Genomic DNA, 12,815 nt, shown 5'->3' with positions numbered 1-12,815 from the left:
TCAGCGGCCGGTGATGACGAGCGTCGTCACGGAGTCGGCCGGCAGTGTGAGCTTCGAAGTCGCGGCCAGGCCGGTGATCTCCCTGGTCCGCGGCACGATCGCGGCCGGCGCGGCGAGGCTGTTGCGCGCGGCCGGGTCGCCGGTGAGCGTGGTGAGCGTCCCGGTGCCGTCCACCGCGGTGACGCCGGTGAGCGCCAGCCGCGTCGTCTGCACCTGGCCGGTCGGGTTGACGAGCTTGACCGTGAAGGTCTTCCTCCCGCCCTTGGTGGTCACGTTGACCACCTGCCGCAGCGGGCTGCCCTGGTTGAGGCGGCTGCTGACGATCTGCTTGCCGAGCGTGCTGGAGAACATCTGCTGCACCCAGTACGACGGCGAGCCGTAGCTGCTCCCCGCGTCGAAGCCGATCAGGTTGACCGGCCAGTTCGACTGGTTCTCCTGCACCAGCACCGGCGCGTACATCGAGCCGATGACGACGTCGCTGTTGCGCTCGAGCCCGGTCAGGAACGCCGCCTCGCCGATGGCGGCGGCCAGGGTGCCGGTGGGCCGGCCGTCCTGGGCGCCGTACTCGCCGACGAGGATCTCCGGGCCCGAGCGGTCCGCGGTGTCGTAGCGCGTCGAGTTGTCCGTGAACCACTGCGGCGACTGGTAGTAGTGGTCGTCCGCGGCGTCCGGGCGCACCCCGGTGGACGTGCTCGACGCCGGCCCGCCCTGCAGGCCGCCGGTCGTCGCGATGACCGTCAGCTGCGGGTATTTCGCCTTGATCGCGTTGTCCATGTCGGTGAAGCGCCAGGCGTAGGACCCGGAACCGTCGAACCAGTCCTCGTTGCCGACCTCGACGTAGTGCAGGTCGAACGGCGCCGGGTGCCCGTCGGCGACCCGCTTCGCGCCCCACGTCGTGGTGGCGTCGCCGATGGCGTACTCGATCTCGTCGAGGGCTTCCTGGACGTACTGCGGGTAGTCGGCCTGGCTGACGTGCTGGCCGTTCAACGTGTAGCCGGCGAACAGGGCCAGCAGCGGCTGGGCGCCGATGTCCTCGGACAGCTTGAGGTAGTCGAGGATGCCGAAGCCGTCGGTGGACCAGTAGCCCCACGCGGTGTTCTGGTGGCCCGGCCGTTCCTCCGGTTTGCCGATGGTGTTCTTCCAGGCGAACCGGGTGTCGAGGGTGTTGCCCTCGAGGTAGTTGCCGCCCGGGACGCGGAACAGGCCGAGCTTCATCGCCGCCAGCTTCTGCCCGAGGTCGAGGCGGACGCCGTGGTTCTTGAACGTCGGCGGGAACAGCGACACCTGCTGGAACCAGGCGTCCCCGGCGAGGACCTTCTTCCCCGTGTTCACCAGGGAGACGACGATCCGGTTGTCGGTGGACGGCGAGATCGTCGACGGCGTGGTGAAGCTGAACGTCTGCTGCGCCCACGCCGCGCCCGGAGCCGCGAGGTCCTTGCTCGCCAGTACGGTGCCGTCCGGCTTCTCCAGGCTGACGCGGACCGCGCCGGTCCACGTGCCTTTCGCGAAGAAGCTGCCCGTGTACTTCGTGGACGGCTTCGCGGCGACGCCGTAGTAGCCGACGTTCGCGGCCGCTACTCGCCCACCGGCCGGGACCACCTCGGCGTGCAGCTTCAGCGAACGGTCCAAAGCGGTGTTCAGCGGCGTGGCGGTGTCGATCGCGTACGTGCCGGTGGCACCGGCCGAGGCGAGCAGGGACCAGTACGGGACCGGGGTGTCGCCCGCGCCGCTGCCGCCCTGGTAGGCCTCCTTGAAGGTGCGGTTGCGAACCAGCTCGGCGTAGAGGCCGCCCTCGACGGAGTGGCTGATGTCCTCCAGGATCGAGCCGTAGGTGGTCGGGCGGGTGTTGGCGCGGACGACGGTGGCGTCGACCGCCAGCTGGTTCGCCCCCGCCAAGGTGCCGATCTGGGCCGCGGTGAGCGGGAAGCGGCGCAGCTCCAGCTCGTCGATCGTGCCGGTGAACCCGGCACCCACGGTCAGCGGAGCGGCAGCGGTCCCGGAAGCCGGGCAGGAGGAGACGTCCAGCGTGGTGCCGGTGGGTGTGCCGCACGTGCTCGTGACCGCCGAGGCGTCGCCGTCGGCGTAGACGGTGAGCCGCTGCGAAGCGCGGTCAAGGACGACAGCGGCGTGGTGCCAGTTGCCATCGGCGAGCCGGCCGCCGGCGGTGGTCACCTGGATCGTGCCGACGCGGGCGGTGAGCTTGCCGCCGGTCACGCCGAGCGCGTAGCCGTCGCCGTGGTCGGCCAGGGTGCCGTCGGCCGTCGTCCGGAACCAAGCCGCCAGGGACAGCGAGCCGGTGCCGGTGTCGAACGCGGGCGACGTGCCCATGTCCACAGTGGAATTTCCGTCGAGCTGGACGGCCTTGCCCGCCGCGCCCGCGGTCCACGTCGCGCCCTTCAAAACCCCGTCGGCCGCGTTGGCCGACGAGTCACGCGCGACCGTTCCGGTGCCCTCGTCGAAGTGCCACGAGCCGCTCGCGGCCAGAGCGGCGACGGCGGACGCGGTCAACGGCGTCGGGTAGGCGCGGACGTCGTCCACACCCCCGGCGAACCAGTCGGCCGGGGCGCCGGCCCACTTGCCGCGCCCGATGACCAGGTGCCCGCCCGCGGTCCACGGCGTGGTGAACGGGACGCTCTGCTGCAGGGTTCCGTTGACGTACAACGAAAGCGTCCCCGCCGCCCGGTTGTAGACGCCGACGAGGTGCTGCCACTGGTCGGCCTGCGCGGGCAGTGTCGAGACCGCAGAGGACGAAGCACTGTCGCCGTCGGACGCCCGGCGCGTGAACGCGAAGCGACCGTCGGCGGCGCGCTGGAGGTAGAAGCCGCTGATCGCCGAGCCGTCGACGCTGACGGCGGTCCGGAAGCCGGTCGCCGCGGTCGGCTTTACCCAGGCGGACACCGAGAAGCTCTGCGCGGTGTCGACCACCGGCGCGGGCGCCTCGACCGCGGAACCGGTGCCGTCGAGGGCGACGCCGTGCGGGCCGACGACGCCGTCGCCCCAGGTCGCGCCGCCGGACAGGGTCGCGGTGCGGGCGTCGAGGGAGTCGTCGGCCGCGGTCGTGCCGGTGCCCTCGTCGAGGGTCCAGTGCCCGGCGATGGCGAGGCGGGCGGCGGCGGCCGGGGTCAGCGCGCCGGTGTAGGCGCGGACGTCGTCGATCGTGCCGTCGACGTAGTCCACCGGATTGCCGCCGTACTTGCCACGGCCGATGACCAGGTGCCCGGTCCCGGCCCAGCCCGCGGGCGCGGCGACGGTGGCCTGGCGGGTGCCGTCGACGTAGAGCGCGAGGGTCGACGCGGCCGCGTCGAACACGCCGGTGAGCTGGTACCACTGGCCGGCCACCGGGTCGAAGTTCGCCGAAGCGACGACGCCGTCGGCCGGGGCGTCCCCGGCCAGGCGGGTGAAGGCGAACCGGCGCGAGTCGTCGCGGAACTGCAGGAAGAAATTGCTGACCTGGCTGCCGTCGACACTCACGAACGTCTGGTAACCCGAGGTCTTGTCGAGCTTCACCCAGCTGCTGACCGAGAAGCTCTTCGTCGTGTCGAGCACGGGCGCTCCGGCATCGGCGAAGCCGCTGGTGCCGTCGGTGGTCAGGGCACCGCCGCGGAGGCCCGGGCCCCAGCCCGCGCCGGAGTTCAGCGTCGCGGGGTGGCTGCCCGCGGTGTCGGCGGCGGTCGTCCCGCTGCCTTCGTCGAACGTCCAGTGCCCGGCGAGCGCCGGGTCGGGGTCGGCCGCCGCGGCCGTCACGGGCAAGGCCGAGAACAGGGTCAGGGCCGCGAGCACGGCCAGGGGGCGCCGGAATCTGCGGGGCATGACTCTCCTTCGAGTGTGAGCGCTCACAGTCAGCGAGCCCGTCGGGTGACGAGGCGTTGGAGGACGATGAAGACGAACAGGAGGGCGCCGGTGATGATCGACGTCCACCAGGAGTTGAGGGTGCCGTCGAAGGTGATCAGCGTCTGGATGATGCCCAGCACCATGATCCCGAGCACGGTGCCCAGCACGTAGCCGGACCCGCCGGTGAGCAGGGTGCCGCCGATGACGACCGCCGCGATCGCCGTCAGCTCCAGGCCGATGCCGTTGAGCGGGTCGCCGGAAGACTTGTACAGCACGAGGAGCAGGCCGCCGAGCGCCGAGCAGAAGCCGCTGATCGTGTACACCGCGATCTTCGTGCGGCCGACCTTGAGGCCCATCAGCACCGCGGACCGGGCGTTGCCGCCGATCGAGTAGACCGTCCGCCCGAACCGCGTGAACGCCAGGACGTAGGCCGCGACGGCCACGGCCACCAGCGCGACGACCACGCTGATCGAGATGTGCAGCTCGCCGCCCAGCGGGATCTGCGTCTGGGCCAGGGTCGCGATGGTCGGGTTGTCGATCGAGTACGCCTGCGTGGTGATCGTGTAGCAGAGCCCGCGGGCGAAGAACATCCCGATCAGGGTGGCGATGAACGGCTGGATCTCGAAGACGTGGATCAGCGCGCCCATGCCGGCGCCCAGCAGCGCGCCGATCGCCAGGACCGCGGCGACCGCGGCCGGCACCGGCCAGCCGTGGTTCTGCAGCAGGTCGCCGGAGACCACTGTGGACAGCGCGACGACCGAGCCGACGGACAGGTCGATGCCGCCGGTGAGGATCACGAACGTCATGCCGACGGCGACGACGAGCAGGAAGGCGTTGTTGATGAACAGGTCCAGGACGACCTGCCCGGACCCGAACGCCTCGTAGCTCGACGCGCCGAAGACGTAGGCGCCGATGAGCAGGGCCATCGTCGCCAGGATCGGCAGGTGGCGTTGCCGTGGCCGGTAGCCCTTGACCCGGGCGAGCGTGGTCATGCCGCGACCTCGACCTTCTCCGGCGCGGTGGCCGGGGTGCGGGGGTGGGGCCGGCGCCGCCGCCGGAGCCTGCGGCGGAAGGCGGGCGACTGCAGCAGGCACACCGCGAGCACGACGACGGCCTTGAACAGCATGATCGCCTGGGGCGGGATGCCGAGGGCGTAGACGGTCGTGGTCAGCGTCTGGATGAGCAGGGCGCCGATGACCGAGCCGCCGAGGGAGAACCGGCCGCCGGTCAGCTGGGTGCCGCCGATGACGACGGCGAGGATCGCGTCCAGCTCGATGAACTGACCGGCGTTGTTGCCGTCGGCGCTGTGCACGTTGGCGCTGATCATCAGCCCGGCGATGCCCGCGCACAGCGCGCAGAAGACGTAGACCAGCCAGGTCAGCCGCGCCGACCGCAGTCCCGCGAGCCGGCTGGCCTCCGGGTTGCCGCCGACGGACTCCACCAGCAGGCCGAGCGCCGAGCGGCGGACCAGCAGCGAGGCGAGCACGAACACGGCGAGGGCGACGAGGATCGCGCTCGGGAGCGTCAGCACGAAGCCGCTGCCGATCCACTCGTACGGGCCGGAGTTGATGGTGATGATCTGCCCGCCGGTGATCAGCTGCGCGATCCCGCGGCCGGCGACCATCAGGATCAGCGTCGCGATGATCGGCTGGATGCCCAGCCCCGCGACGAGCCAGCCGTTCCACCCGCCGAGCACGAGCGAAAGCCCCAGCGCCAGCCCGACCGCGACGAGCGTCGCGCCGACGCCGCCGGGGTGGTCGGCGATCCACAGGCAGGCCAGCGATCCGCTGATCGCGACGACCGCGCCGACCGAGAGGTCGATGCCGCGGGTGGCGATGACGAGCGTCATGCCGATCGCGATGAGGATCAGCGGGGCGCCGTTCTTGAGGATGTCGACGAGGTTCCCGTAGAGGTGGCCGTCGCGCAGTTCGATCGAGAAGAACGCCGGGTGCGCGATGAGGTCGCCGGCCAGCAGCGCGAGCAGCGCCACGACGGGCCAGAACAACCGGTGCTTGGTCATGAGACGGCTCCCTCGGCCATCGTGGCCATGATCTCGTCGGCGGTGAGCGCCCGGTTCTCCCGCTGCGCCACCACCTTCCGGTCGCGCAGCACGACGACGCGGTGGCTCAGCCGCAGCACCTCGTCGAGCTCGGCGGAGATGAACAGCACGGCCATGCCGTCGGCCGACAGCCGGGTGACCAGCCGCTGGATCTCCGTCTTGGCGCCGATGTCGATGCCGCGGGTCGGCTCGTCGAGGATGAGCAGCCGCGGCTCGGTGATGAGCCAGCGGGCCAGCAGGACCTTCTGCTGGTTGCCGCCGGAAAGGTTGCCGACCAGCGCCTCGGGGTCGGCGGGGCGGATGTCGAGCGTCTCGATGTACTTGCGCGCGATCTCGTCCTGACGCCGGCGCGACAGCGGCCGCGCCCAGCCGCGCGACGCCTGGAGCGCGAGGACGATGTTCTCGCGGACGGTCAGTTCCTCGACCAGGCCTTCGGTCTTGCGGTTCTCCGAGCAGAACGCGATGCGGTGGTCGAGCCCGGCGCGCGGGGTGCGCAGGTTCGCGGCCTCCCCGTCCAGGCGGACGGTTCCGCTGTCGGCGTGGTCGGCGCCGAAGAGCAGCCGGGCCAGCTCGGTGCGCCCGGAACCGAGCAGCCCGGCGAGCCCGACGACTTCCCCGGCGTGGATGTCGAGGCTGAACGGTGCCACGCCGCCCCTGCGGCCGAGGTCTTCGGCGGACAGGAGCACCGGCGCGTCCGCGACCTCCGCGCGGGTCGGGCCGGAGTCTTCGAGCTTCTCGAGGACCTGCAGCTCCTTGCCGATCATCCTGGTGACGAGGTCGACCGGCGTGATGTCGGCCGTGCGGTACTCGCCGATCAGCTTCCCGTTGCGCAGCACGGTCATCCGGTCGGCGACGGCGAAGACCTGGTCGATGAAGTGCGAGACGAACAGGATCGCCATCCCCTGCTCGCGCAGCGACCGGACGACCCCGAGCAGCTGCTCGACCTCGCCGCTGTCCAAACTGGACGTCGGTTCGTCGAGCACGAGCACCCGCGCGTCGACGTCGAGCGCGCGGGCGATCGCGACCAGCTGCTGGACGGCGATCGAGCAGGTGCCCAGCTCGGCCGAGACGTCCACGTGGACGTCGAGGCGGGCCAGGAGCTCCTCGGCCCGCCGCCGCATCGGGCCCCACTGGATGCGGCCGAAGCGGCGGGGTTCCCGCCCGAGGCAGACGTTCTCGGCCACGGACAGGTTCGGGCAGAGGTTGACCTCCTGGTAGACCGTGCTGACGCCGGCCCGCTGGGCCTCGCCGGGGCCGCCGAAGGCGACGGCGGTCCCGGCGAGGGTGATCGTGCCCGCGTCCACCCCGTGCACCCCGGTCAGCACCTTGATCAGGGTGGACTTGCCGGCGCCGTTCTCGCCCATCAGCGCGTGGACCTCGCCCGGGAAGAGGCGGAAGTCGACGTCGTCGAGGGCGAGGACGCCGGGGAACTCCTTGCGGATCCCGGTCATGGTCAGGATTTCGGTGGACACGGTGACCTCTCAGTACTGCCGCTGCGGCAGGGCGGCCTTCGCGGACGCCTGGTCGAACTCGGTCTCCTGGGTTTCGATGCGCGCCGGCACCTGCTCGCCCGCGGCGACCTTCTTGACCAGGTCCATCAGCTGCGGGCCGAGCAGCGGGTTGCACTCGACGACGTGGTTGATCTTGCCGTCGGCCAGTGCGGTGAGCGCGTCCTTGACGCCGTCGACCGAGACGATCTTGATGTCCTTGCCCGGCACCTTGCCTGCGGCTTCGATCGCTTCGATGGCGCCGAGGGCCATGTCGTCGTTGTGCGCGTAGAGGACGTCGATCTTGGGCTGGGACTTGAGGAAGGCCTCCATGACCTCCTTGCCCTTGGCGCCGGTGAACTCACCGGTCTGCGACGCGACGATCTTGTACTTCGGGTCCGCCGCGATGACGTCCGCGAAGCCCTTCTTGCGGTCGTTGGCCGGGGCCGAACCGGTGGTGCCCTGCAGCTCGACGATGTTGACCTGGCCGGTGGCGCTCGCGAACTCCTTGGTCAGCCACTCCCCCGCCTTCTTGCCTTCGGCGATGAAGTCGGAGCCGAGGAAGGTCTTGTAGAGCGACTTGTCCGGCGAGTCGATGGCCCGGTCGGTGAGGATGACCGGGATGTTGGCCGTCTTGGCCTCCTTGAGCACGGTGTCCCAGCCGGATTCGACGACCGGCGAGAACGCGATGACCTTGACCTTCTGCTGGATGTAGGAGCGGATCGCGGAGATCTGGTTCTCCTGCTTCTGCTGCGCGTCGGAGAACTTGAGCTCGATGCCGGCGGTCTTCGCCGAGTCCTGGATCGACTTGGTGTTGGCCGTCCGCCACCCGCTCTCGGCGCCCACCTGGGCGAACCCGAGCGTGATCGCCCCGCCGGAGCCGCCTGAGGAACCACCACTCCCGCAGGCGGTGAGCAGCACGAGTCCGGCCGCCGTGGCCGCTGCGGCGGCCCATCGCTTCTTCAGCACGTTCACTCCTCGATCGACGGTGATCATTTCTGTTAGCGTTAACATTCAGAGGTGGTCCGCTCCGGTCCGGCGCGCGGAACGCGCTAACGCGGCCCGGTGCTCTCGCGGACGATCAGCTCGGGCACGACCAGGGCGCGCGCGTGCCGGTCGCCCCCGCCCAGCCGCTCGGTGAGCAGGCCGAACGTGCGCCGGCCGACCTCGATGAAGTCCTGGCGCACCGTGGTCAGCGGCGGCGTGAAGTACGCCGCCTCGGGGACGTCGTCGAAGCCCGCCACGCGCACGTCCCGGGGCACCGAAATCCCGGCCTCGGCGAACGCGCGCAGCAGGCCGAGGGCCATCTGGTCGTTGCCGGCGAAGACAGCGTCGAGGTCCGGCTCCCCGGCGAGGGATCGCCCCGCCTCGTAGCCGGAGCGCGAGCTCCAGTCGCCGCGGATCACCCGCGGCACGTTCGCGCCGTGGCGCTCGAGGGTCTCCCGCCAGCCGAGCTCGCGGTCGCGGGCCTCGAGCCAGTCTTCCGGCCCGGCGATGTGCCAGACCGTGCGGTGCCCCAGCGCCAGGAGGTGTTCGGTGGCGCGGCGGGCGCCGTCGCGCTGGTCGACGGAGATGACCGGGACCGGCGCGGCCTCCCCGCCCCCGACCGCGACGACCGGGAAGTCCGCGGGCGCGGCTTCGAGGGCCTTGCCCGCGGTGACGTGCGGGGCGATGACGATGACGCCCTCGACGGCTTGGCGGCGGAGGTTCTCCACCGCGTCGGCGATCGACGACCGGCCGGGCCGGCTGACACTGGAGATCGTGATCGCGTACCCGGCTTCCCGGGCGGCGTTCTCGATGCCGTAGAGCGTGCTGGCCGGACCGTACAAGTTGGACTCGAGCGCGACAACGCCGAGGGTGCCGGTGCGCCCGGTGACGAGCGCGCGGGCCGCGGAGTTCGGGCGGTAGCCCAGTTCCTCGATGGCGGCGAGCACCCGGGCGCGCGTCTCGGGCCGCACGGGACCGGTTCCGTTGATCACCCGGGACACGGTCATGTGGGACACGCCCGCCACGCCCGCGACGTCGGTCAGGCTCGGCTGCCGCGTACCGGCGGCGGTCACCCGGACCGGGCCGCCGGAGCGAGGTCGTTCGGCCACCGGCATCCCCTTCCGTGCGGACCGGCACTGGTCTGCGTCACCCGTTCCGGTGACGGCGAGGAGTCAGTGTTAGCGATAACACCCACGCGGTCAAGCCCGGGTCGCGTAACGGTCCAGTCACGCCCCCGACCACCGGTCTTCCGCACCGAAGGTCGTGAGTGAGCAACAGTGCCGGAACACTGTTGCTCACTCACGAGCTTCAGCCGAGCGCCACCGAGGCCGCCACCGGGAGGTGGTCGCTGCCCGTCGCGGGCAACGTCCAGGCCGCGACCGGGCGCACCCCGTCGACGAAGACCTGGTCGATCCGGGCCAGCGGCAAGGACGCCGGCCAGCTGAGCCCGAAGCCGTCGCCCGCCTCGTCCTGCGCGGACCGCATCCGGGCGGTGATCGGCGCGAGCCCGCGATCGTCGGTCGTGCCGTTGAAGTCCCCGACGAGCACCTTGCGCGGCGACGGGTCCGCGGCGACCGCGCCGGCGAGGAGGCCGATCGCCTCGTCACGGCCGTTCGCCGTGAAGCCCGAGTCGACCCGGACCCGCACCGACGGCAGGTGCGCCACGAACACCGCCACCGGGCCCTTCGGAGTGTCCACTGTGGTCCGCAGCGCCCGCGTCCACGGCATGATCGCGACGGGGTGGGTGGTCCCGAGCGGGAGCGTGCTCCAGATCCCGACGGTCCCTTGCACGGAGTGGTGCGGGTACGCGGCGGCCAGCGCCTCCTCGTACTTCGGCACCTCGGATCTCTTCAGTTCCTCCAGCGCGATGACCCGCGCACCGGAGGCGGCCAGGGCACGCGCGGTGCCGGCCGGGTCCGGGTTCTCGTCGTTGACGTTGTGCGACACGATCGTGAGGTCGCCGCCGGCCGCCGTCTTGTCGGACAGCCTGCCGCCGAAGAACCCGCCCCAGACCACGGCCGGCAGCAGCAGTGACACGAGGGCCAGCGCGGAGCGCCGGATCAGGGCCGCCACGAGCAGCGGCACGACGAGCAGGCCGGTCCACGGCAGGAACGTCTCCAGCAGGCTGCCCGCGTTGCCCACGGCGTTGGGCACCAGCGAGTGGCCGAGCAGGAGCAGCGCGGTCAGGGCGGAAAACCCGGCGATGACGCGGCCGCGACGCCAGGTTCCCCGCTCCGGCGGCGCTTTCGGTTCGAGGGTCGTCGTCACCGGGGCGCCGCCGGGAGTTCCCGCCGGATCCCGGCGATCAGCTTCTCGCTGGCGTCCAACGCCGCCTGCAACCCCTGCGCCGGGCTGCCGCCGGGGCTCTGGTGGAGCACGACGCCGAGGATGAGCGCGCCGTCACGGGCTTTCGCCGCCCACATCAGCGCGCCGCCGGCCGCCGTGGACGAGCCGGTCTTCAGCCCGATGACGCCGTCGCGGCCCAGGAGGGTGTTGGTGTTGACGACGTCGCCGGGCACGCCGTCGACGCGCAGGCTCGGCGTCGCGACGATCGCGCGGATCACCGGGTTCCGCATCACTTCGCGCGCCAGCAGCAGCTGGTCGGCGGCCGTGCTCGTGGTCGAGTCCTCGATGCCGCTCGCGCCGGTGTAGGTCGTGTCGGTCATGCCGAGCGCGGCGGCCTCGCGGTTCATCTTCTCGACGAACGCTTCCTGGCTGCCCGCGTCCCAGCGGGCGAGCAGGCGGGCGACGTTGTTCCCGGACGGCACGAGCATCAACGCCAGCAGGTCCCGTTCGCCGATCTGGCGGCCGGCGCGCACGGGCGCGGTCGACTCTTCGGACGACGCCGACTCGGCGGCGGCCTGGTCGTCGACGGTGACGAGCGGGCCGGGTTCGCCCGCGCCGAGCGGGTGGTCCTTCAGCACGACGTGCGCGGTCATCACCTTGGTGACGCTCGCGATCGGCACCGGCCGCCGCTCGCCGCGGCTGCCGAGCGAGCCGAGGCCCTGGACCTCGGCACTGGCCTGTCCTTCGGCCGGCCACGGCAGCGGCAGGTCGACGGCCGGCCGCGCGGCGCTCGGCCGCCCGTCGACGGTGGGCGGGAAGAGCACCCAGCACGTCGCGGCGACGGCCACCAGCGCGGCGGCGGCGAACCCGCCGGCGACGGGTGGGATGCGGGTACGGGCCATGGGTCTCCTCCGGGTGCCGGGGTGTGCCGCGGAGGCACACCCCGATCACTGTGTCCGGGGAAGATCGCCGGGCCGTCGGGGTTGGTCGACAGGTCTGAACCAGAAATGTCGCGGTTCTGTACCAAAGCCGGCCCGCCGAAGTCGCCGTACCGGGTTACGACGCCGGAAGACCGGCCGGCGTGGCGCGGGACCGGCCCCCCTCCGCCGCGCGCGGAGGACAGCCGGTCCCGCTGGTCGGGAACCGCTCAGCTCACGTGGACGTAGTCGACCACCAGCTGCTGCGGGAACTGGGTGCTGCCGTCGGGGTCGCCGGGCCAGTAGCCGCCGACCGCGAGGTTCAGGATCACGAAGAAGTCGTGGTTGAACACCCACTGGTTGCCGTTGACGTCGGCCGGCGTGCGGGTCTGGTAGGCGTTGCCGTCCACCGACCACACGATCTTGTCCTGCGACCAGTCGATCGCGTACGTGTGGAAGTCGTCGGAGAAGTTCGGGCCGTTGTACGGCGCGCCGATGCCGCCGGAACCGGAGTAGCCCGGGCCGTGGATGGTGCCGTGCACCGTGTTCGGCTCGAAGCCGACGTTCTCCATGATGTCGATCTCGCCGCACTGCGGCCAGCCGACGTTGCCGATGTCGGAGCCGAGCATCCAGAACGCGGGCCACATGCCCTGCCCGCGCGGCAGTTTCATCCGGGCCTCGACGTGCCCGGACGACGCGGTGAACTTGCCGGAGGTGTTGAGGCGCGCCGAGGTGTACTCGCAGGCGCCGTACCAGCAGTTGTTCCCGCTGTTCTCCTTCTTGGCGGTGATCACGAGGTGGCCCTGGCCGTCGAGCGCCGCGTTGGCGGTGCCGTCGGTGTACCACTGGCGCTCGTGGTTGTTCACGTTGTCGCCGGTTTCGTGGACCCACTTCGAGCCGTCGACGCCGCTGCCCGCCGGGCCGTCGAAGTCGTCGCTGAAGGAAGCCAGCGGTGAAGCGGGCGCGGCCTGGCTCTGCGGTGCGGCCACCACGGCGCCGGCTGCGAGCAGCGCCGCGGGCACCACCAGCAGGCGGGCGGTCCGCCGCCATCGGGCGGAGATCCTGGTCGACATCGTCGTCGCCCCTTCCGTTCCGCGGGCGACGGCTGGCGGCTCACCGGCACCCTATTTGTTGTGGATGGCAACAAAGTATGGCCGGGACGGTGGCGAAGAACAAGGCTATCCGGTCGGACATTTTCCGACGAGTACCCGATGGTCCGGACCACCGGGTACTTTCGGGCAACCCGGG

Annotated in this window: 8 protein-coding genes and 1 pseudogene; all 9 read right to left on the bottom strand. The window is 71.4% G+C overall.

Annotated features, from left to right (window positions below; all coding sequences use genetic code 11):
- Positions 1-3,810 carry a LamG-like jellyroll fold domain-containing protein gene (locus tag ACWEN0_RS29380; RefSeq protein WP_451980466.1) on the bottom strand — a complete coding sequence of 1,270 codons (3,810 nt, stop codon included), beginning with the start codon at positions 3,808-3,810 and terminating at the stop codon, positions 1-3.
- Between the two features lie 29 nt (positions 3,811-3,839).
- Positions 3,840-4,823 carry a galactofuranose ABC transporter, permease protein YjfF gene (yjfF, locus tag ACWEN0_RS29375; RefSeq protein ID WP_451980463.1) on the bottom strand — a complete coding sequence of 328 codons (984 nt, stop codon included), beginning with the start codon at positions 4,821-4,823 and terminating at the stop codon, positions 3,840-3,842.
- Positions 4,820-5,851, bottom strand: a complete 1,032-nt coding sequence (locus ACWEN0_RS29370) for an ABC transporter permease (RefSeq protein WP_451980460.1) — start codon at positions 5,849-5,851, stop codon at positions 4,820-4,822. Before ACWEN0_RS29370 ends, yjfF begins: the two co-directional genes overlap by 4 nt.
- Complete coding sequence (locus ACWEN0_RS29365) at positions 5,848-7,341, bottom strand: sugar ABC transporter ATP-binding protein (protein ID WP_451980723.1); 1,494 nt, start codon at positions 7,339-7,341, stop codon at positions 5,848-5,850. Before ACWEN0_RS29365 ends, ACWEN0_RS29370 begins: the two co-directional genes overlap by 4 nt.
- A gap of 30 nt (positions 7,342-7,371) precedes the next feature.
- A complete protein-coding gene (locus tag ACWEN0_RS29360; protein ID WP_451980457.1) occupies positions 7,372-8,373 on the bottom strand; it encodes an ABC transporter substrate-binding protein in 1,002 nt (333 codons plus the stop codon).
- Positions 8,374-8,429: 56 nt separating this feature from the next.
- Positions 8,430-9,479, bottom strand: a complete 1,050-nt coding sequence (locus ACWEN0_RS29355) for a LacI family DNA-binding transcriptional regulator (protein WP_451980454.1) — start codon at positions 9,477-9,479, stop codon at positions 8,430-8,432.
- Positions 9,480-9,672: 193 nt separating this feature from the next.
- Complete coding sequence (locus ACWEN0_RS29350) at positions 9,673-10,632, bottom strand: endonuclease/exonuclease/phosphatase family protein (RefSeq protein WP_451980451.1); 960 nt, start codon at positions 10,630-10,632, stop codon at positions 9,673-9,675.
- Positions 10,629-11,552, bottom strand: a complete 924-nt coding sequence (locus tag ACWEN0_RS29345; RefSeq protein WP_451980448.1) for a D-alanyl-D-alanine carboxypeptidase family protein — start codon at positions 11,550-11,552, stop codon at positions 10,629-10,631. The genes ACWEN0_RS29350 and ACWEN0_RS29345 overlap by 4 nt, the downstream gene beginning before the upstream one ends.
- Positions 11,553-11,800: 248 nt before the next feature.
- Positions 11,801-12,640 (bottom strand): annotated as a pseudogene (locus ACWEN0_RS29340) (glycoside hydrolase family 16 protein); the annotation flags it as partial.
- Positions 12,641-12,815 lie beyond the last annotated feature (175 nt).

Source organism: Amycolatopsis sp. NPDC004378, assembly GCF_053602455.1.
This window is presented reverse-complemented; position numbering and strand designations above follow the sequence as displayed.